Source organism: Aneurinibacillus thermoaerophilus (assembly GCF_900099925.1).
Classification (GTDB): domain Bacteria; phylum Bacillota; class Bacilli; order Aneurinibacillales; family Aneurinibacillaceae; genus Aneurinibacillus; species Aneurinibacillus thermoaerophilus.
Window position 1 is genome coordinate 148,413 of sequence record NZ_FNDE01000004.1, and the last position, 21,602, is coordinate 170,014.

20 protein-coding genes and 4 tRNA genes are annotated in these 21,602 nt (G+C 44.9%); 4 read left to right on the top strand and 20 right to left on the bottom strand.

The features are described 5' to 3' along the window. Positions 1–13: 13 nt before the first annotated feature. From BLR88_RS04025 to BLR88_RS04070, 10 genes are all read right to left on the bottom strand, one after another. The gene (locus BLR88_RS04025; protein ID WP_091259987.1) at positions 14–1,933 is read right to left on the bottom strand and encodes a HAMP domain-containing sensor histidine kinase; all 1,920 of its coding nucleotides are present in this window, start codon (positions 1,931–1,933) and stop codon (positions 14–16) included. A gap of 17 nt (positions 1,934–1,950) precedes the next feature. Then, positions 1,951–2,946 (bottom strand): BMP family ABC transporter substrate-binding protein, encoded by a 996-nt coding sequence (locus BLR88_RS04030; protein WP_057899454.1) that lies wholly within the window; start codon positions 2,944–2,946, stop codon positions 1,951–1,953. A 109-nt stretch (positions 2,947–3,055) separates the two neighbouring features. Beyond that, positions 3,056–3,592 (bottom strand): response regulator, encoded by a 537-nt coding sequence (locus BLR88_RS04035; protein ID WP_057899455.1) that lies wholly within the window; start codon positions 3,590–3,592, stop codon positions 3,056–3,058. 84 nt (positions 3,593–3,676) lie between these two features. Next, a complete protein-coding gene (locus tag BLR88_RS04040) occupies positions 3,677–5,113 on the bottom strand; it encodes an NAD(P)/FAD-dependent oxidoreductase (protein WP_057899456.1) in 1,437 nt (478 codons plus the stop codon). Between the two features lie 120 nt (positions 5,114–5,233). Further along, positions 5,234–5,866 carry a TetR/AcrR family transcriptional regulator gene (locus BLR88_RS04045; protein WP_057899457.1) on the bottom strand — a complete coding sequence of 211 codons (633 nt, stop codon included), beginning with the start codon at positions 5,864–5,866 and terminating at the stop codon, positions 5,234–5,236. A 556-nt stretch (positions 5,867–6,422) separates the two neighbouring features. Then, positions 6,423–6,499: transfer RNA gene (locus tag BLR88_RS04050), tRNA-Pro, on the bottom strand. Positions 6,500–6,547: 48 nt separating this feature from the next. Then, a tRNA-Met gene (locus BLR88_RS04055) sits at positions 6,548–6,624 on the bottom strand. A 20-nt stretch (positions 6,625–6,644) separates the two neighbouring features. Beyond that, positions 6,645–6,736 (bottom strand) — tRNA-Ser (locus BLR88_RS04060). Between the two features lie 8 nt (positions 6,737–6,744). Then, a tRNA-Ser gene (locus BLR88_RS04065) sits at positions 6,745–6,838 on the bottom strand. A gap of 282 nt (positions 6,839–7,120) precedes the next feature. After that, positions 7,121–7,555 carry a BrxA/BrxB family bacilliredoxin gene (locus tag BLR88_RS04070; RefSeq protein WP_057899458.1) on the bottom strand — a complete coding sequence of 145 codons (435 nt, stop codon included), beginning with the start codon at positions 7,553–7,555 and terminating at the stop codon, positions 7,121–7,123. A 336-nt stretch (positions 7,556–7,891) separates the two neighbouring features. Here BLR88_RS04070 and BLR88_RS04075 point away from each other — a divergent pair, with 336 nt between their 5' ends. Beyond that, positions 7,892–8,824, top strand: a complete 933-nt coding sequence (locus BLR88_RS04075; RefSeq protein ID WP_139184905.1) for a polysaccharide deacetylase family protein — start codon at positions 7,892–7,894, stop codon at positions 8,822–8,824. 54 nt (positions 8,825–8,878) lie between these two features. Here BLR88_RS04075 and BLR88_RS04080 read toward each other — a convergent pair whose 3' ends face one another. The 6 genes from BLR88_RS04080 to BLR88_RS04105 form a co-directional block, all read right to left on the bottom strand. Then, entirely contained in the window at positions 8,879–9,859 is a 981-nt protein-coding gene (locus BLR88_RS04080; RefSeq protein ID WP_057899460.1) for an ABC transporter permease, read from the bottom strand. A 1-nt stretch (position 9,860) separates the two neighbouring features. Next, on the bottom strand, positions 9,861–10,772 hold the full coding sequence (locus tag BLR88_RS04085; RefSeq protein WP_057899461.1) for an ABC transporter ATP-binding protein: 912 nt from the start codon (positions 10,770–10,772) through the stop codon (positions 9,861–9,863). 11 nt (positions 10,773–10,783) lie between these two features. Further along, on the bottom strand, positions 10,784–11,563 hold the full coding sequence (locus BLR88_RS04090; RefSeq protein ID WP_057899462.1) for a GDSL-type esterase/lipase family protein: 780 nt from the start codon (positions 11,561–11,563) through the stop codon (positions 10,784–10,786). A 144-nt stretch (positions 11,564–11,707) separates the two neighbouring features. Further along, complete coding sequence (locus BLR88_RS04095; RefSeq protein WP_057899463.1) at positions 11,708–12,742, bottom strand: ornithine cyclodeaminase; 1,035 nt, start codon at positions 12,740–12,742, stop codon at positions 11,708–11,710. Positions 12,743–12,900: 158 nt separating this feature from the next. Next, on the bottom strand, positions 12,901–14,259 hold the full coding sequence (locus tag BLR88_RS04100) for a sodium/glutamate symporter (RefSeq protein WP_057899464.1): 1,359 nt from the start codon (positions 14,257–14,259) through the stop codon (positions 12,901–12,903). Between the two features lie 15 nt (positions 14,260–14,274). Continuing rightward, complete coding sequence (locus tag BLR88_RS04105; RefSeq protein WP_057899465.1) at positions 14,275–14,499, bottom strand: helix-turn-helix domain-containing protein; 225 nt, start codon at positions 14,497–14,499, stop codon at positions 14,275–14,277. A gap of 178 nt (positions 14,500–14,677) precedes the next feature. On the opposite strand from BLR88_RS04105, the gene BLR88_RS04110 reads away from it, so the two are divergent. Next, positions 14,678–15,031, top strand: a complete 354-nt coding sequence (locus BLR88_RS04110; RefSeq protein ID WP_082706061.1) for a helix-turn-helix domain-containing protein — start codon at positions 14,678–14,680, stop codon at positions 15,029–15,031. Between the two features lie 62 nt (positions 15,032–15,093). Here BLR88_RS04110 and BLR88_RS04115 read toward each other — a convergent pair whose 3' ends face one another. The 4 genes from BLR88_RS04115 to BLR88_RS19375 all read right to left on the bottom strand — a co-directional run bounded on the left by BLR88_RS04115 (position 15,094) and on the right by BLR88_RS19375 (position 19,550). Continuing rightward, a complete protein-coding gene (locus tag BLR88_RS04115; RefSeq protein ID WP_057899467.1) occupies positions 15,094–16,833 on the bottom strand; it encodes a phospho-sugar mutase in 1,740 nt (579 codons plus the stop codon). A 241-nt stretch (positions 16,834–17,074) separates the two neighbouring features. Then, positions 17,075–18,394 carry a glucose-6-phosphate isomerase gene (locus BLR88_RS04120; protein ID WP_057899468.1) on the bottom strand — a complete coding sequence of 440 codons (1,320 nt, stop codon included), beginning with the start codon at positions 18,392–18,394 and terminating at the stop codon, positions 17,075–17,077. Positions 18,395–18,466: 72 nt separating this feature from the next. Beyond that, a complete protein-coding gene (gene pfkA, locus BLR88_RS04125; protein ID WP_057900383.1) occupies positions 18,467–19,426 on the bottom strand; it encodes a 6-phosphofructokinase in 960 nt (319 codons plus the stop codon). Continuing rightward, a complete protein-coding gene (locus tag BLR88_RS19375; RefSeq protein WP_156424078.1) occupies positions 19,401–19,550 on the bottom strand; it encodes a hypothetical protein in 150 nt (49 codons plus the stop codon). The genes pfkA and BLR88_RS19375 overlap by 26 nt, the downstream gene beginning before the upstream one ends. 269 nt (positions 19,551–19,819) lie before the next feature. Between BLR88_RS19375 and BLR88_RS04130 the strand changes: the two genes are divergently transcribed. Beyond that, positions 19,820–20,533: a TenA family transcriptional regulator gene (locus tag BLR88_RS04130; protein WP_057899469.1), complete on the top strand. Its 714-nt coding sequence runs from the start codon at positions 19,820–19,822 to the stop codon at positions 20,531–20,533. Between the two features lie 101 nt (positions 20,534–20,634). Beyond that, on the top strand, positions 20,635–21,576 hold the full coding sequence (locus tag BLR88_RS04135; RefSeq protein ID WP_057899470.1) for an AEC family transporter: 942 nt from the start codon (positions 20,635–20,637) through the stop codon (positions 21,574–21,576). The last annotated feature ends 26 nt before the right edge of the window (positions 21,577–21,602 follow it).

Genomic DNA, 21,602 nt, shown 5'->3' on the forward strand with positions numbered 1-21,602 from the left:
TTTTCAAGAATCATTACCTAGCTGAAAGAATGTCTTCTGGAGAAGAAAGAATCGCATCAGCCACTCTCATAATCTGCCCACGTTCCACCAACCGGGGCGGATGCTTGATGTAAGTAAATATTTTTTTATCTGTATGCTCACGTATCGCCTCAAGCAATTCGACATATGCAGGATGAAACGATACAGCTACAACAAGCGCATTTTTTCCAGGATAGCGTTGAACAACTTCAACAGCTCTCTGTTTTGATTCTACCATAAAAGGCAAAAAAGAAAGTGAGGATTCTTGGATTCTTTTGTAAAAACAAGGAAAAAAGGGCAAAAAATCTTCTGGATACAAAATGAGCAGTGGTTCCGCTTCAGCTGTCGCTTCCCTTTTCCCGCAATCAGCTTTTTGTGCTGACCGATAAGGAAGATGGAAGGAGAAAACGCTTCCTTTCCCTGGTTCGCTTTCCACATCTATCGTTCCGCCATGCAACTCTACAAGCTGCCGCGAAAGCGTCAATCCTAGACCCGTGCCTTCATATTTGCGTTCCAAGCGGCCATCGTTTTGGTAAAACTGTTCAAAAATTTTATCGATTTTACCTTCCTCAATACCAATCCCCTGATCAATCACATGAACCGTTACGGTTTGGGAGGTTCGTTCTATTTTTACCCGCACCGTGCTATGGTCCGGGCTAAACTTAATCGCATTGCTGAGAAGATTAAGCAGTACTTGGCGAATCCTTAGTTCGTCCGCCTCGATATTCAAAGAAGGGCACGACGTTTCCACCTGAAGCAAAATCCCTCTCTTTTTTACTTTCGGCTGAAGCATCGTTAACGTATTCTTAACAAGTTCAACGATATCAAACGAAGACAAATCCAATTCGTATTTTCCGGCTTCAATTTTTGATAAGTCAAGAATATCATTAATCATCGTCAAAAGGTGTTCGCCCGCTTTTATAATGTTTTGCGTAAAACTTTTTTGCGACGGTAGCAACTTTCCTTCCGTCTCCTCATGTAACAATTCGGCAAAACCAATAATGCCCGTCAAAGGTGTCCGCAGCTCATGGGACATATTTGCCAAAAACTCCGATTTCAAACGGGTGGATTCCTGAGCACGACGCGATTCTTCCTGTAGTCTAAGGTTCGTCGCTCGCAATTCCTCCACGAGATTGGCAATGCTGATGCTCATCCTGTTAAACGCTTTGCCCAACTCTCCCCACTCATCCTTAGTCTCGGCCGGTACTCTAGCCGAGAAATTTCCGTTCGTCATTTTACGCACACCGCTTAGTAATGCTAGAATGGGGTTGGTCATGCTGCGTGACATATAGAAAGAGAATAATAGCGCCAGCAACAGGGTAACGCTGGCAATTGCATACCCAATCTTTACTGACAACCAAGCATCATCCAGCATTTTTTGATTATCATGATTAATTTCCAGCACTTTCTGCTGTGACAGCTTCTCTACTTCATTCATAAGCTTAATAGCGATAGGATGAGCTTGTGAATTCAATGTTTCCATAGCATCTTTCGCATTATTCCGCTGATAAACCGGTATCACCCTATCACGCAAAATATTCTCCCAGTTTTCGCTATGAATAATAAACTGTTCCATCGCCTCTCGTTCATGAGGAAGCGCCATCTGTTTCAACTGATTTTCAATCTTCCGCGCCTGTTCGCTTGCCTCTTCGAACTTTTCGTGGAATTCTTCATTCCCGGTAGTAATATATAGCATGACATAATTAATTCTTTGCATAATCGTGCTTTTAACCTGAAGCTGTGTCGTTAAATTAGGAACAGATTGATTGATGATTTTATCGTTGTCACGCACAACGTGTAACAATTGGTTATTTAACAAGAGCATGCTGCATCCGGCGAACAACACAATGACCAGAAATACGCTAAAAAACTTCAGATGAATCGAAAGATTATTCCATTTTTGAAACAGTCCCATCGCCTACCCCACGCTTTCTACCGGCACCGCAAAGAATGGTATTGTACAGGCAAATTCCACACGCCCGTTTTATATTCATATAGCTTTTGCCTTACTTTCTTTCGAACTGCTTCCGGCACCATCGCTCCGAATGCGGCCAAATCTTGCGAACCGTCCGCAAAATCAAGCGTAAGACAATTGCCAAGTAATTGTCCCGATTTATGCTGGCGCGCTATTTTCAGATAAACGGACGTTACATTCTGCACCGTGCTGGTCAATACGGTTTCTTTGGATACAAACGACTGATCAGAAATGTATCCAATTGCAAACCGTTTGGCACGATGCGCCTCCATTATGACATCAATGTTAAACCCATCTCCCATTGGCACGAGAATATCGGCGCCCTTATCTATCATGCGCCGAGCAATCTGTATCGCTTTGGCACCGTCGCTCCAGCTTCCTACTTCTTCCATCATAACACTATTTTCTCTGTTTTGTTGTTTAACCGCAGCGATAAAAGGTTCGATTTCTTTCATGGAACTGTAAGCGGGAATCAAGCCAATTTTTTTTGTTTTTGTCATTAATCCCGCTACCATCCCTGAGAAATACCCCATCGATTCTGGAGTAAAGTTAACAGCCAAGACGTTCAGCGCAAGCGCTTTACCATTAAAAAAAACAAAGCGGGTATTCGGATAAGCAGGCGCAAGCCGATTAAAAACGGCCTCGAAACTCCGGCCGTTTCCAAATATCAGTTCATATCCCTGCTTAGCAAGACTTTCCGCCTGTGCTATCTGTTTTTCTTCTGTATTGACATATTGAACACAAAGAATTTGTGCGCGCATTTTGCGCTCGATTTCTTTTAACCCCATATAAGCCTGGTTATCCCATCCTTGGTCATATATTTTTCCTTCCACTAATAGCGCCACTTTAAACGGCTTTTCAACGGACGGATTGACCGGGTTTTCGGCTTGGGGTAACAATGAACAGCCAACGAACAGCACCAAAATCGGCAAACAAAGCAACTTTCTTAACATAAAGCCCACCCTTTTTCATGGCTATATTCCTATTGTAAGCGTCCCACCTTAACGGACTGTAGTGCAAAAATTGCAGAAAAAAAATCCAGAGTTATACGATTCTGGATTTTTAATGGGTCTGAATATTATACTGTTTAATCTTGTAATACAATGTGCGAAGAGAAATATCCAGCTTCTCAGCCGCAAGACGCCGGTTGCCCTCCACTTCGTGAAGCACTTTTTCAATATGTCTGCGCTCAACTTCTTCAAGCGTCGGCAAATGCTCCGGTACGCTCATAATAAAATCAATTGCGTTCTGTACCGTTTCGCGCAAATGTGGGAGCTTAAAGGGCTTGCATATATAATCCAAGGCGCCGAGTTTCATAGCTTGTACGGCGGTTTCAATCGTAGCGTAGGCGGTAACCATAATAACCTGACAATCTTCATCCATTTCCTTCATCTTGCTCAATACTTCTATACCGTTCATTTCCGGCAACTGAATATCCAGCAATACGAGTTCGGGGTGACGCTGAGCGTATAGCTCCAGCGCCTCTTGCCCCGAATGCGTTGTTATAATTTCCACTTGTTCCGACTGAATGGCCGTCGCCATTAAAAAACAAATATCCACATCATCATCTACAATAAGTACAAGCGGTTTTCCTTTCAATCCTTATCCCGTCCTCCCTTTCATTATATATCATAATCATCATCATCGCCCGAAATATAGAGAATCACGGGGGGTTAGGAAATATTACATAGTCTTTTTTTTGGTTAAAATATCGCGCGCGATGTGCACGCCACAGGCACCGGCTTGAGCCAAGCCGCGCGTAATACCCGCGCCATCCCCGCCTGCGTACAACCCTTTAATCTCTGTCTCGAAGTTTTCATTCAAATACGGCCGTGCGGAATAAAATTTCGCTTCCACGCCGTAGAAAAGCGTATGGTCGCTCGCAATCCCGGGCGTAACATGATCAAGCGCTTCTACCATTTCAATCAGGCTCTTCATCGTATTGTACGGCAGCACTAACCCCAAGTCGCCCGGTACCGCTTCTTTAAGCGTCGGTTCGATAAATCCTTCCTTTAAGCGCTTCTCGGTTGTACGACGGCCACGCTTAATATCTCCGTACCGCTGCACAATAACTGAGCCATTGGACAAATCGTTCGCACGACGGCAAATTTCCTTGGCATATTCATTCGGCTTGTCAAACGGCTCTGTAAATACATGGGACACAAGCAGTGCAAAGTTCGTATTCGGCGATCCAAGCTTTTCATCTTTGTAAGCGTGACCATTTGCTGCCATAACGCCGCTGTGATTTTCCACTACTACATATCCACTCGGGTTAGAACAAAAGCTGCGAATAACCTGATCTGTAGAAGATCTGTACAGAAATTTTCCTTCATACAAATGATGGTTGATTTCTTCCATGACAACATTCGTTGTTTCTACGCGTACCCCAATGTCGACCTGGTTATTTAAGAGACGCAACCCTTGGCGTTTCAACATATTGCCAAACCATTCCGAACCGTCCCGTCCCGGAACAATAACCACTTTATCAGCCAAGTATGTTTCGCCATTACGGCATTCTACACCGCGAATTTCCATTCCAACGGCCGTTTTTTCTACAATAATATCGGCTACTTCCGTCTTAAACTTCATCTGAACTTTCTTTTCCAGTTCGCGGTAGATACTTTCCAGAATTTCAAGATTCTGCTCAGTTCCTAGATGACGCACATTGGCACGAAGCAATTTCAATCCTACACCCGCTGCTTTGCGCTCAATTTCGCGCACGGCCGGCGTTGTCGGATCCGTAATGTTGCGCGTTGCGCCATGCTCTAGATTAATCTCGTCCACATAGCGGATAAGCTCAAGCACTTGAGAAGGCGGCAAATAATCTGTCATCCAGCCTCCGAACTCAGTCGTAATATTAAATTTACCGTCAGAATATGCACCGGCGCCACCAAACCCATTTGTAATGGAACAGGCCGGCAAACAGCCGCTAAATTCTTTTTTTCCAGCTGGTGGCGGACATTTTTTAATTTTTTTCTCCAGAATCGGACAGCGCCGTTTAAAAATATCATGCCCTTTATCTATTAATAAAACATCCAGATGAGGATTCTTTCTCGTTAGTTCGTACGCGGTAAAAATACCAGCAGGCCCCGCTCCTACAATTACTACATCATATTTCATGATCGAAAGCCTCCTTGAGGTATGTACATTGTTTAATTGAGACCTCCATGATTATAACTCCTGGCCTGCAAAGAATCAACAAAAAACGAATGTTTTTTTTAAAACATATATTTTCGTTCGTTATTTAGCATACGAATATTCGGAATTTACCGTTCCCGCAACAAATAAATCGACCCAACCTTCCATAAGCTCTTCTTCTGTAATCGTGGCAGAGTTCTGCTTCCCTTCCCCGTATAAAATTAAAGCGTATACACGGGCAAACAAAATACTGTATAACCCCGAAGCAACCGCGTGACTGTTAACATCCCGACGAATTTGTCCAGCGAGTTTATAATATTCGAAAAAGGAAGTTAGCGCTTCGATAATATTTTTTGTAAATAAAAACGTATAGTTCCTGCATTCTTTCATTTTTTCCGCTTCGCTCAGCAACAGTTTAATCAACGGCAATTCTTTTTTAAATACCGTAATAAATGTCCTGATAATCAAACGAATATCGCGCTCAAAGTCATCACTTATCCCCTGAACGATATACTCACTAATTTCGGTAAACAAACTGTGGCGTCGAAACATTTCATTAAACAATTTTTCTTTGCTTTCAAAGTGACGGTATACTGTTAAATCATTTACGCCAGCCAAACGGGCAATTTCGCGAATCGTTGAAGCTTGGAACCCTTTTTGTGAAAAGACTTCCACTGCGGACTGCAAGATTTTCTCTCTTGTTCTTTTTACACGTGGGGAGTATTTCTTTTCCATACTATATTCTCCTTTTTTCCTATTTGTTCCAAATAGGGTGTTGCAAAACTCCACTGATTGCACTTCATGAAAAGCCCGGTATTTTCAAGGTTCTCGCAATTACATTTAGCCTTTACTATTCAACGATGGTAAGCATTGCAACACCCTCATTCATATAGTCATTCCTAAAATAATTAGGCAAAAAACCCTACAATACCAGTATCCACCATTTTCTTCATCGAAACAAGTTACAATTTAAAAAAAGGAGAAAAACGTTTGTCCCCCCCTTTATTGTTATGTATCGAAAGACAATATAAATCCTCTTTACACTTTACATCTACAAGCATTTTTTACATATTAAGGAGAATCAATAAACGTTGCCGGTCTGTCTCTCCCTGCGTAGCACGCGCCTCGCGAGTGTTTTCTCGTTTACTTATAAAGAGAAGGTATGCATCGCTTTATAGTAATAAAGCGATGCATACCTTATCATACAACTTATACGACAAAAAAAGCCCTAATCCTTAGAAAAGAATCAGGGCTTGTCTATTCACGATGTATGCAGACACCAAACGAAAAATGGTCGGGAAGACAGGATTTGAACCTGCGACCTCCTCGTCCCGAACGAGGCGCTCTACCAAGCTGAGCCACTTCCCGGAACATACATTTCAAACCATCAAATGCACTCACCAAGAGTAAGTAATATGGTAGCGGCGGAGGGGATCGAACCCCCGACCTCACGGGTATGAACCGTACGCTCTAGCCAGCTGAGCTACGCCGCCCCAATAGCAATAATGTGAAATGGCGGAGAAGGCGGGATTCGAACCCGCGCACGGTGTGACCCGTCTACTCCCTTAGCAGGGGAGCCCCTTACAGCCTCTTGGGTACTTCTCCATATTGCATGGCGGACAGGGTGGGATTCGAACCCACGAGACGAGTTATCCCCGCCTACACGATTTCCAATCGTGCTCCTTCGACCAACTCGGACACCTGTCCATATTCATCAACAGCGACAAGCTTTATTTTATCATCAGTTTTTTATGAATGCAATAGTTTTTTAAAGGCTTATCACACGACCGCTTTGCATCTATTCTTCGTCTGCGCTCTTAGGCTTTTCTCCCACCAGCATGATGAGCAAAAGCGAAAAAGTGGCCTTAGTCTGTTTCCATCCTTTGATGTTTTACATGCGCCGCTTTGATCAAAGCGGCGCACAAATACAGTTTCTTCGCAAAAAGCGAATACAAAAGTCAGTCAACGCTCCTGATTCAGAAATTCCAATTACCCGCAATGTTTTTCAAACGCGCCCATTAAGTCAGCTGCGATCACTTCAAGAGGACGGTTTTCGATTTGATGGCGCTCCATCATATAAACAAGCTTTCCGTCTTTCATAAGGGCAAAAGAAGGAGAGGAAGGCGGATAACCGGTGAAATATTCTCTGGCTTTCGCAGTTGCCTCTTTGTCTTGGCCGGCGAAAACCGTGTAAAGGTAATCCGGCTTTTTCTCGCTGTGCTGTACAGAATAAATGGCAGCCGGGCGCGCAAGTCCTGCGGCGCATCCACACACAGAATTCACTACCACCAGAGCAGTGCCTTTCATATCTTCGAACTTCTCCTGTACCTCTTCCGGTGTCAGTAATTCTTCAAAACCTGCGGATGTTAATTCTGTGCGCATCGGCTGAATAACCGAACGCATATATTCGTCATACGACATCATAACATAAATCCCTCCGTTGTCATTTCTTATATTCTTCATCACTCTTAATATATTGCCAGCAACGAAAAATAATTTTCTTTCATTATAGCGATTTCTTTCTCAGGAGAAAAGTTCCGCAGCGCATTCCGCTATGCCTAGGTTGCCAGGTTGAGTGATTTTTCCTATTTCCAAAAAAGTTTATTAATGTATAATTTTATAGTGAAGATCGAAAGCAAGCTCACGGACTTGGAAAAGCTTCATTTTTCCTGAAACTTTCTATACATTGTTTCCGTCTATATAGTAAAATAGGCATTATGCCCAAGTTTATGCTTTATAGAGAGAAAGAAGGGAATTGTTGTGGAGAACGACCGGAGGAGAAAACGAAGAAACAGAATTTGGCTTGCCTTATTGTCATTCGGTGTCATTATACAACTCAACTTGATTTTCAATGACAGCTCACCTGTTAAATCGGCAACCGCGTTTTTAAACTCGATGTCCAGCAAAGCGCCAGCAGCACAAGAACAGGAGAAGACAGGGCAACAACCGGACAAGGAAAAAGACACATCCTCAAATCCGTCAGCCCCTCAAGAAACAAGGATACCCAAACAACAGCATCCAGCTAAGCCAGAAAAATCCCCAGCTAACGCGGCGACTTCCCCAGCAATGCCAGCTGTCGGAAAAATGATCGCCAAAATTTCGCAAAAGCGGCCCACCGTATATTTAACATTCGATGATGGCCCAGGAAAATATACGAAAGACATTGTCAACATTTTAGACGAACATCAGCTGAAAGGCGCATTTTTCTGGATTGGTGAGAACTTGAAATCCGACGAACATATAGCGTTAGCTAAGCAAATGATAGCTAATGGTCATATTATCGGTACACATACGATGCATCACCAACCGCTGCGTAAAAAGCCAAAAGATGAGCAAGTACAAATGATTCGCGAATCGACACAGTACATTTCTCAAAAAATAGGCGCCCCGATTTTTTATTTCCGCCCGCCGTATGGCGCGGTCGATCAAAACACGATGCTGGCATCAAAAGAAACAAATCAAATTTTAACCTATTGGAATGTGGATAGTCTGGATTGGAAATACGGAAAACGACCGGATTTAATTATGAACAACATCGCAAGCGAAGTGAAGCCAGGATCTATTATTCTCATGCATGAGAAAGAACAAACGGTTAAACTACTGCCGAAAATTATTGAGTTACTGAAAAATAAAGGATATCAAATAGCTCCGCTCCCGTCACCGTCACCGGAACCGGGCAAAAAAGCGGAATGACTGTTGCAGGCAAAAACGAGGCAAACCGGAGCAACAATCCGGGCCTCGTTTTTCTTACAAAACATCGCGCTGAATAAAGACAACGTACGCAATAATAAGAGAGCCAATGCTCCACACGGCAAGATTGACAACGGAAAAAGACAGGCTCAGGCCAGGAATCGGTGGAATCGTGCCAGCAAGATAATCGGTCAGCCGCAAATTGACCATAAAAAAATATTTGGCTGACTCCCACGCCGACGCCATATTGGTAAGAAGCGTGCCCGCAATGAGCGCCGACACCATAATCCCCATGCCGACCGCCGTACTGCGCACAAGCACCGACACCATGAATGAAATACAAGCCACCGCAAGACATGCATACCAAGCCAAACCATATTCCATAATCATGTAAAGCCATTGCGGCAACACATGCACACCCGATGTCTCAATCTCTTCCCCTTTGGTTTGAAACCCTGTCAATACAGGGTATGTCCAGCCTTTATAACCGAATACCCATCCTGAAATCGCGTAAGCAACAATCCCGGTAAGCACCACAATGACTGAAACAAACAACACAATGGTAATTAGCTTGCTGGTAAGAATTTTCCACCTTTTCACCGGCCTAGTAAGCAATACTTTAATTGTTCCGCCCGTATATTCCCCCGAAACAATATCGGAAGAGACGATAACAATTAAAAGCGGAATAAACAATGCAACGGCATTGCTCATAAAGTCGCGCGTAAACGTGACCCCGTTGGGCGATGTCGGGTTAATATCATGGTCGAGATAATATTGAAGCTGCTGTACGCGAATCCGCATCCATTTTTTCCATTCTTCTGGGATTCGCGTGCTGTTTAACCGGTTGGTCGTATCGTTAATGCTCTGACGCACCTGCACTTTCCAATCCGTTGTACCAAGTTGCTTTTGATTGTTCAGCGTAGCCCTAAGCTGCGCATATGTAAAAATCGGCACTAGCACAAGCAGAATCAGCACTACAACCCAAAGTCTCTTTTTTCGTAACATTTTAATCGATTCATTCATCACAAGACTGTACATGCTACTTTTCCCCTGTCATAGTGAGGAATAAGTCTTCCAGACTCAGCTTCTTCCATTCCACGCCATAAATATCTACTCCACCGGCAACAAGCCTGGCAATCACGCGCGGAATATGCTCAGGAGCGATTTCCGTTATCATTCCTTCATCCGCTCGGTCAAGCAATCGGACATGTGAAAATGCAGTGAGTATACGGCGCGCTTTCTCTTCCGGCTCGACATACCACACCATATGGCGCATATCCTGCTTAAGTAACTCATTTACTTCCCCAACCCGAATCATTTCGCCTTCATTGATAATCGCTACCCGATCACACATCAGCTGGATTTCACTTAACAAATGACTTGAGACAAAAACGCTCAAACCTTCGTTTGCCAGCTGACGAATAAAGTCCCTAAGCTCTTTTATTCCTTGTGGATCAAGGCCATTGGTAGGCTCATCCAAAATCAACAGCTTCGGATCGCCAAGCAAAGCCTGTGCAATGCCAAGACGCTGCCGCATACCAAGTGAGTAATCTTTTACTTTGTCATGGATGCGTTCATTCAAATTGACGCGCAGTACAACATCGTCAATCTTCTCCTTGGTAACACCCGGAATCATGCGAGCGAAATGCTCTAAGTTCTCCATTCCAGTTAAGTACGGATACAGCTCCGGATTTTCAACGATAGAACCGACATTAGCCAATGCCTTTGTAGGCTGCTTTTGAATATCGTAACCACATACCTTAATCCGGCCAGCGGTTGGCCGAATAAGTCCGACCATCATCCGAATTGTCGTTGTCTTTCCGGAGCCGTTAGGTCCAAGAAAGCCAAACACTTCACCTGCATGAACACAAAATGAAATCCCCTTAATAATACGTTTACCACGAATTACTTTTTCCACGTGTTCAAGTTCCAGCGTAATTTCCCGTTCCATCGTCTTTCCTCCTATTTCAAAACTTCCGCCATCCGTTCACCTATGCGACGATATCCAGCTTGGTTCGGATGGAAATGGTCGCTTGATAAATATTTCGTACCGCCTACACGGAACAAATCATCCGTAGGAACAAAAATCGTATTCGGGTATCGATATAACACGCGGGCCGTTTCCTCGTTCCAACGCCGTACAACGTCATAGCTTTTCTTCGCGTTTGGCAAATCGCCAAACGCATTATACAGACCCATATATAGCACTTTCGCTTTCGGATTTAGTGAAGTAATTATCTCCACAATTTTTTCATACCGCACTACAGCCCCTGGAATACGGGCACTGCTTGCTTCCGGGTTCACTTCTTCAGACTGCACGTTGAACAAATCGTTGCCACCGATAGACAACGTAATAATGTCCGCCTGCCTAATGGTACGCCGTATGTCTTCTTTATTCCGCAAGTCACTAAGCAGATCGTCCGTTCGGTATCCGTTCACCCCATGATTTAGTACATACACATTTCTACCGTTCGCCTCTGACAGCTTCACACGCAAATTTCCTACATAGCCAAGCCCCGCTTGATCTCCAGTGCCGCGTGTAAGCGAATCTCCCAGCGCAACAATTTTCACATTTCTTTCATACTGCGTCTCTGCCTTCTCTTCCGCGCCCTTATCCGTACTCCACGAAACCGCGGACGGATACAGAATATCCTTGACCCCTAAATAAAATCCAACGGTTAAAAACAGAGTAGAAAAAAGCGCAAAAACGACAAAAACCCGCCACAATGTTTTTGATGACATCCCCTGTACCTCCCTCGTCCGCTCCGTTCAAATTCTTTTTCATTATATACATAATAGAAAAAAATTAAAAAAGGCTGTTGACTTAATACCTTGTCAACAACCTGAAAGCATCATAGAAGATGTTCTTATTTGCTTCATCTTACATTATACAAATACTGGTTTATCCCACAATGTTAAAGGTGTTCCTACTCCTTTTTGTTTCGCATTTTCATAAATTCGCTTCGCCACAACTAAATCGTCAATCGCCATGCCGACGGAGTTAAAATAAATAAACTCTTGTGCATTTTCCCTGCCTTTCTTATGCCCTACAACAATTTCACCTAGCTCAGCATAAATGTTTTCGGTATGGAATTGTTTCTCTGCATGCATCAGCGCCAGCGTTTGTACCCCTCTATGTTTAATTTCTTCCCAATCATCTACAACGATTTTATCCGCTTTCTCAATGACAGAAAACTCCGCCTCATATCCTCCAACATGAGAGTAAAAGCAGCCTTCGCTGATCCATTCCGCCTTAATAACAGGCTCTTTTGCCGTCGTTGCCGTAACGACAACATCAGCGCCAACAACCGCTCTTTCTCCGCTGGAAACAGGGATAACCTCCACATTTAGCGTTTCGCTCACTTCTGCCGCAAACGATTCCGCACGCTCAAGTGACAAATCATATACCTTCACCTTGGACAATTGGGGTAACGCAGCTTTAAGCGCCATTAATTGTGTTCTATTTTGGGTGCCGGCCCCAATCATTCCCGCCACCTTCGAATCGCGCCGGGCAAGATATTTGGCGGCCGTTCCGGTTACGCCTCCCGTACGCATCGCGCTAATGACCGTACCATCCATAACGGCAAGAGGAAGCATCGTTTCCGGGTCATTTAATACAATCAAAGCCGATGCTCGCGGCAAACGGTATTCATGAGGGTTCTTCGGCGCGCTTCCAATCCACTTGATCCCGGCAATATCCACACCTCCTCCAACATAGCCAGGCATCGCATTAATCCTTCCCCGCGTTCCTTCACTTTCTGCATCTCCCCAGCGCAACACCACTTTAGAAGGTAAGATATAATCGTTTGCATGATGAAGTGTAAACACATACTCCAAATCTTTAATTACATCATCCATAACCAAAGCTCCGCACGCAACCACATCACTCTGAGACAAATAAAGAAACTCATATTTCGACATAAAGATTCCTGCTACTTAAAATACAAGAAATTTTCAGTTTATTTATCTTGCTATAAGCAACAGGTTGTTCACCTCTCCCTAGTATTTTATAATTTTAGTATATATTACCTTTGCTTCGATTTATTACAGACCACACTCTCTCAGCAACGAACCTTCATTCACGTCGTCCTTGTCCAAAAACCAAGCCTTCTGGCAAGAATGTATAACACGAACAATAGTATCAAAAAAACGACACCAACGTTTAGCGACCCGTAATTATGGGCCATCACAGGCAGAATTGAGGTAAGCAAACCACCCCCAATAATCGGGCTGATAAATGGCGCTCTTAGGGCATAACCTGTGCCCGCTTCGGTTTTCATCTCAGGATCAACCGTGCGCAACAACATCAAAGCAACCGCTGTCACACCAGTAAGCGATCCATAATTAACAATCGCGTGTTCAAACCAATCTTTACCGAACAATCGTGGTCCGGCCCAAAAGAAATACCAGACCATGACGAGTGTCATCACTACCATGAGAATGGACAGAGGAAACGCATATTCAATAACAACAGGGATCTTAATCGAAGCAATCGCCGCCATAATCAGAAACTCCAGAGCCAGCCCTTGAATTCGATGCAAACATCCGGTGTCTATTGCTTCCGCAAATTTCGTTTTAGAAATGACCAATTGCACCACTAAACCACCGACCATCGCCATCGGAAATAATGGCAGCCCCGGAACGAGCCCGCCGAGCAACTTCTGTAAAACCCAGCCGATCAAAATCGCGATTGAAATTAGCGACCCGTGGAAGGCTAACGATTCCACCACGTCTTTATTCATTGTCACCGCCGAGCCGGACGGTTGCTTTGCCCGCGGTAAAATATCTTCGCTTTGGTTTACGTTAAGCTCTTGAACATTTTTAATCACTGACGTGTACCCTTTACGGACACCATAATTAATGATCACCATACCGACGATAATCCCGACCAATAGCCCTACGGTTGCCGATGTTAAACCTAATGGTCCTCCATCAGACCAGTCCAGGCGATTATATACGTCAACCATACCTCCAGCCGTTCCATGTCCACCCGACCAGCCGATTTCTACAATAGACCCAAACATTTCATTAACATTCCATACCGGAATCAGTACAAGACCGGTTATAATAAAGGGTAAGGCTATCTGTATGCATTCACCCATATAACCGAATAAAAGATGTGGAACGATAAGTCTCCCCATTTTCTTTGGATTTGGAATGGATACGCCCATTAACATCGGAGCAAAAACGACTGTAATTAGTGCGCCGGGCAAAGCACCCCAGCTTTCCGTCATTTCGGCGGGTAAAACACCCAGACCATACTGCCCTAACAACAACCCTAATGTTCCCGCAATAAGAGAAGCCGAAATAAAAAACTTCTTAAAAAACTTCACTTTCACTCTTAACACTACGCCGATAAACAGCAATATTCCCAAGACGGCGCAGTAGAACAGTATGGTTTCCATACTACTCGATTGGATTTTTTCCGTGGGAAACATATAGCACCTCCTTATTTATGCTGTTTTTTTATAATGTGTCGTTTCGTTACTTTTATGTTTAAAAAAATAGGTCCAATCAACGCCCAAAACCGCTCCGATTCTTTTGGCTACAACAACGCTGGGGTTCCTCGTGCCATTCTCGATCATCGTGTAGTAAGCGCGTTGAATATTAGCTGCTTTCGCTACTTCTTCCTGCGTCATCTTTTTGCTGATCCGTTTTTCCCGGAGCCATATTCTCACCCGTTCCCCTCCTTTCTAAGTAACAATTCGACACATCATGACATTTATTATATGTGTCGAAACGCTACAAGTCAAGGGGGTTCGGTCGTGTAATGGAGCGATTTGTTACTGATATTTATTCGTAACATATTGTTACAGTAAAATAGGAATAAGTAAATAAAGATAAGGGAGAATCATGATGTTAGCGGAACGTTTACTTCATATGCGAAAAAGAAAAAAGAAGACCCAAGAGGAAATGGCTAAATTTCTGGGAATTACCAGACCTGCGTACACGGCATACGAAACGGGCAGAAGGCAGCCTGATTACGAAACGCTTAGCAAATTGGCCGATTACTTTGATACGACGACAGACTATTTACTCGGGCGTACCAATAATCCTTTATCATATAAAGCCGAACATTTTTCCGCTATCATCAATGACCCTGAAATTAATACATTTTTTAAGGACTATTTGAGCGCACCGAAAGAAAAACGCGAAGAATTACAACGTTTTTGGAAATTCATGAAGCAAGAAGAGGAAGAGGATAAGTAAGGGGATAAGAAAAAAAGAGAGGCTTCCCCTCTCTCAGAATGCGGAACTTCTTCAGCTCCTGTTTATGCAAGAATTTTATTTACTTTCTTCATCACTTCCGCCTTTAGTTGTTCCAGCCATTGACGGCTTTCTTGCATAGAGTTTCTTTTTACGCCAAAATAAAACTTGATTTTCGGTTCGGTTCCGGACGGGCGGAGGCAAAACCATGACCCGTCTTCTAATATATATTTCAAAACGTCAGATGAAGGAAGCGTCAGCCGCTCGCTCTGCTTTTCACGGGCAAATGTCCGCAAACCCGCCCTATAATCTTCAATGACAGTAACCTGTTGCCCTGCCAGCTCTACAGGAGGCTGTTGCCTGAACGCTTGCAGAATCGCCCTGATTTTTGCAAGTCCTTCCTTTCCTTTCAGCGTAATAGATGCTAGGTCTTCGAGATAATACCCATACGTTGCAAACAGCTCAAGCAAACCTTCATACATGGTCATCCCGCGCGATTTATAGTATGCGGCCACTTCCGCCGCTAGAAGGCACGCTTGTATCGCATCTTTGTCACGGACGAAGTCGCCTACTAAATATCCGTAACTTTCTTCATAGCCAAACACAAATGTATGGTCGCCCGATTCTTCAAACTCTTTGATTTTTTCTCCGATAAATTTGAACCCTGTCAGCGTATCAACGGTCTGAAGGCCAAACGAATCGGCAATGGCGCGCCCGATTTCCGACGTTACGATCGTTTTCAGTACGACTCCATTTTTCGGCAGAGAGCCGCTGTCACACTTTTGTTTGAGCAGATAATGCAAGAGAAGCGCTCCCGTCTGGTTGCCAGTGAGCACGACATATTCCCCTTGGGTATTTTTCACCGCAACGCCAACACGATCCGCGTCCGGATCTGTTCCGAGCAAAATATCGGCGTCTATCTGTTTTCCGTAGCGAATGGCGATTTCAAACGCGGCATGTTCCTCCGGATTCGGGGAAGCCACTGTGGAAAACTCCGAATCCGGCGCTTCCTGTTCTTTGACGACGGTGACATTCGTAAAGCCAAGTTCTCGAAGACCGCGGCGCACGAGCTTATTGGAAGTGCCATGCAACGGAGTAAATACAATGCTAAGCCTGTCTTTCATCCGTTTAATAAGTTCAGGATTTACGCTGAGCGCGCAAACGTTCCGTATGTATGCGTCATCAATTTCCGCGCCTATGATACGCAACAAGCCCGCCGCTCTCGCCGCCTGCTCATCAGCTGTCTCAACTGCCAGTTCGTCTTCAACTTCATTTACTTTGGCAATCACAGCATCCGCTGTCACAGGCGGCAACTGTCCACCGTCCGGGCCGTACACTTTATACCCATTATATTCCGGAGGATTGTGACTGGCTGTAATGACAATTCCGGCATACGCTCCAAGATGGCGCACCGCGAATGACAATACCGGCGTAGGACAGATATCATCGAACACGTATGTTTGAATGCCGTGCCTGGTCAATGTCAGCGCCGCTTCGAACGCGAATTCCCGCGATTTGCGGCGCACATCATACGCGATCACCACACCGCGCCGCTTCGCTTCTTCTCCCTTCTCTTCCATATAGCGCGCAAGCCCTTCTGACGCCTTGCGTACGGTATAAATATTCATTCGATTCGTACCCGGTCCGATTTCACCGCGCAAGCCCCCTGTTCCGAATTCAAGAGTGCGATAAAAGCAGTCCTCTAATTGCTTCCGGTCGTTTTGCATTTTGTTCAGCTCTTGTTTTATTTCTTCATCCAGCGCAGGATATGTTCTCCACTTGGTAACCTTTTGCTCCCAATTCATTTTTTCCTCTCCTCATTCGGTAAATTGCGGGTTGCTCCCGTTTCTCCCATTATACTCCACTTATTTCCTTTCATTGCGTAAGATAAGCTTATTCCATCCATGCCGCTATCTTTCTCGCTTCGTCATACGTTAACCTTTCTTTTTTTCTATTCTAGTAAAACGATACACATTTATGCGCAAACAGCTTCTATCATCACAAACCATACCGCCGCCCCGAAACGGAGCGGCGGTATAGTATTTACTATGTTACGGACGGCTTTCCCAGCAGGCGAAACATATTGCGCTTGTACGCTTCCACACCGGGTTGATCAAACGGATTAACCCCAAGCAAATGTCCGCTTATGCCGCACGCTTTTTCAAAGAAATATACCAATTGTCCGAAATAATAAGGTGTTGCTTCTGGAACAGCTACCTTCAGATTCGGAACCCCGCCTTCCGTGTGAGCTAACATCGCGCCTGCGCATGCTTTCGCGTTAATCTCGTCCAATGTGACACCAGCCAAATAATTCAATCCGTCCAGATCATTTTCCATCTCCGGAACGGCCACCCGCTCGCGCGTGCCTTCGATCCAAAGCGTCGTAGCGAATAAATCGCGCCGACCATCTTGCACATACTGGCCGAGAGAATGAAGGTCAGTGGAAAAATTCAAGCTGGCCGGAAACAGTCCTTTGCCGCCCTTTCCTTCACTTTCCCCGAACAACTGCTTCCACCACTCAGCCATATAAAGAAGAGACGGCTCGTACCCGACAAAAAGTTCAATCGTTTTCCCCTTATTATAAAGCAAGTTACGGAGCGCGGCGTACAGATAAGACGGGTTGGCGTAAATATCAGACTTGCTGCACAAAGATACTGCATCTGCGGCACCTTCCATTATCTGGTCAGTATCAAGTCCTGCCACCGCCATCGGCAAAAGACCCACCGGCGTCAGCACGGAATAACGTCCACCGATACTGTCGGGCACAACAAACGTTTCATACCCTTCCTCATCAGCCAATTGTTTCAGCGCTCCTCTTGCCTTGTCCGTCGTTGCAATGATCCGGTTTCGCGCCTCCTTCTTTCCGTATCGCTTCTCCAAAAAAGCGCGAAACAAGCGAAATGCGAGCGCCGGCTCCAACGTAGTGCCCGATTTTGAAATAACATTTACATATACTTCTTTATCCTGCAAAAGTCGCAACAATTGTGCTGTATATGAAGCGCTTAACTGATGGCCCGCAAAATAAATCTCCGGGCCGCCGCGCTGCGCTCTAGGCAGCTGATTATAGAACGCGGGCTTCAGCATTTCCAGCGCAGCGCGTGCCCCAAGATAAGAGCCGCCGACCCCGATTACCACAAAAGCATCCGCTTTTTCACGAATCTTCGCGCTTACCTGCTTCAATCTCCCGTATTCACCGCGGTCATACACGTGTGGCCACTCTACCCATCCTGTATACTCGCCACCGGGACCAGCGCCCGTATGTAACATCTCATGCGCCTTCCGTACCTGCGGAGCCATCTGTTCCAATTCGCGCTCCGTGAAAAACTGCTCCGCTTGTATATAATCGAATGTAACTCGCTTTTTCATTCAAGCTCTCCTTCCTTAAACAAAACACCATTATTTTACACGGAGAGCATCTCCTAGAGCAATAAAAATAGATTAAATGGAAAGTGATTTCCCGAGTTCGTACATATCTAGGTCAATGCTATGCTTCCCGCTAAATACGTCGGCAAAATCGACCACGGCAATCCGGTTGCGTTGAATTCCGACCATTTTTCCGGTCTGGCCCTCGCGCAGCAAATCAACAGCTTTGGCTCCCAGACGACTGCCGAGCATACGGTCGAAAGCGGTCGGTGAACCGCCGCGCTGCACATGACCAAGCACCGTAACCCTCGTTTCCAGCCCCGCTTCCTCCTTAATCATTTGAGCGATTTCCGCAGCCGGGCACACGCCTTCCGCTACAATAATAATACTATGCTTTTTCCCCCGCTTATTTCCTTCCAGCAAGCGATAAGTCACTTCTTTCATATCAAAATCAACTTCTGGTATTAAAATCGATTCCGCACCGCCGCTTAAGCCTGCCCAAAGCGCGATATCGCCGCAGTGCCGGCCCATAACTTCGACGACAAAAATACGCTCATGCGAAGTGGCTGTATCACGAATTTTATCAATCGCTTCAATGACAGTGTTCACAGCAGTATCGAAGCCGAGCGTTACCTCTGTCCCGGGAATATCATTGTCGATTGTCCCAGGAATCCCAATCGTTGGAAACCCTTTATCAGCCAAATTTTGTGCGCCACGAAATGAACCGTCGCCACCGATGACAACCAGCCCTTCGATTTCCTTCGCTTTAAGCTGCGCAATCGCTTCCTGCTGTCCCTCCTCCGTTTTAAATTTTTCGCTACGGCTGCTGTGAAGAATCGTACCGCCGCGCTGGATGATATCGCCGACGCTACCTACGTTCATCGGCTCGATCTGTCCCTCCATCAGTCCGGCGTAGCCATGATAAATACCGTACACTTCCATCCCGTATGAAATGCCGCGCCGCACAACGGCGCGGATGGCCGCGTTCATGCCGGGTGCATCTCCACCACTAGTTAAAACCGCTATTTTTTGCATCATCATCATCCTTTCTTTTTCCTACGCCAGATAAAGCTGAAAAATTTATCTTCGCCGGTTTTTCTAGGCCAACCACCTTAACATCATTGGTCAAAAGAGTTCCATAAAAAACAACATTGTTCATACACCACATATGACATACTATATTTCACGCTAAAAATCTACGCTTACTATTTAATACTATCAATAAAAGCGAAACTCGCCAACCACGCGTTCAGACGACAAATCAAAACAAAACAACCTTGACTTTCTGGCAATAGTTATGAGTATAATAAGTAAGTTTTTATGTTCACAAAATCATAGGATGTAAAATACATAAGGCTGTAGTTACACTTATATACTGCTGAACAATGCTGAAAACAAAGGATTATTATATAGGGAGTGTTTTGTCTGATGGCGATTAAGAATTATGAGCAAATTGAACAAAAAATTTGGGACATCGTTGAAGCAGAAATCATTCAGGGAACATTCATGCAAACGCTACTGGCCGGTCAATGGACACAGGCGCAAGTGCGCGAATTCGCATTGCAATATAGCTATTACAGCCGCAATTTCCCGCGCATTCTTGGCGCAGCGATAGCAGCGGTGAAACCTGAAGACGACTGGTGGGTACCGCTTGTCGACAACTTGTGGGATGAAGGAGGACGCGGCAATCCAAAAGCCTATCATTCCCGCCTCTATCACTCTTTTCTTATTACTGCAGCTCCTGATGTGCCGACCAATGAAAAATACGTGCCTGACTACCCGGTTGCTCCGGCGGCGAAAGAAGCGGTGGATACATTCATCTACTTTCTGCGCAATGCAACTCCGCTGGAAGCGATGGCGGCCATTGGGTTCGGTTCCGAACTGTTCGCCGGCAAAGTGATGAAACTTATCGGCAAAGGCCTGGAACACCCGAATTACAACAAAGAACATAAGCTGAACACAACATTCTGGACGGTACACGCCGATCACCACGAACCGCGTCATTATCAATTATGCAAGAACGTACTCAACCGTTATACCTCACCACAGGATTTAGAATTGATGTACCGCGCTGGCGCTTACATCACCCGCTCTGAAGCGCGCTTCTACGATGGACTCTATGAACGTATGAAAAGCGTATAACCCAACAGGAAGTGGCCTCTTCCTATTGCCGGAACAGGCCGCTTTTTATTATGATATTCTCGGCAAAATATTTAAACATAGAAAGAAAGAGGGAGAGAAAGGTGGAGATTTCAGCCGTTTTATCTTCTATCCTAATTATGGCGGCTATGATCCTTATCGGAGCTTTATTGGCAAACCGCATTCCCTTTACCACTGAACGCCGTCAACTATTGATTGCTATCATTATTAATGTGGCAATGCCATGTATCATTTTAAACGGTGTTTTTCAAACAAAGATAGACAGTTTTTTCCTTTCACTTGTCTTGCTAACTTTTCTCGGTTCCATTATCATTAACTGCCTAGGTGTGTTCCTCGGTTGGATGGCAGCACAGGCCATGCGTGTCCCACCCGACAAGGCGAAAGAAATGGCGCTTTTATCCGGACTCGGAAATACTGGATTCATTGGCATCCCTCTCTGTGCGGCGCTATTCGGACCAAAAGGCGCGCTTTTGGCCGCTATCTTTGATGCCGGACTCGATTTCACAATCTGGACGCTTGGTGTCATCATGCTGCAAAGGGAGAAAAAGTTGAATTTCCAAGCATTAAAAGCGCTCATCAATATTCCGATGTTGGCTATTTTTACAGGCATGCTTGTAGCATTCTTCCAATTTACACCGCCTTCCGGGGTCATGAAACTAACGGAGACGCTTGCTAGTCTCGCTTCTCCGCTCGCCATGATATATATTGGGATGCTTATTCCTTCTATGCTTAGAAAAAAAAGCTCGGTTACCCTTCATCATATCAGCATGCCGCTTGTGATGAAGCTCTGCATTTTTCCTGTAATCACCGCGCTTTTGCTCTATGTTCTTTCTTTGCCGAAGGAAGTGGCGCAGATTATTATCGTGCAATCTACAATGCCTTCGATTACATTGGCATCTATTTTGTTTGCACGTTATTCGCGCGATGAAGAATACGGAGCAGCCATGACCGTATTCTCCACATTGGCTTCCATTACTACTATTCCTTTTATGACAATGTTAGGGTTCTACCTTGTATTAAAGTAAGAACAACTCACCAATCCACCGACGCT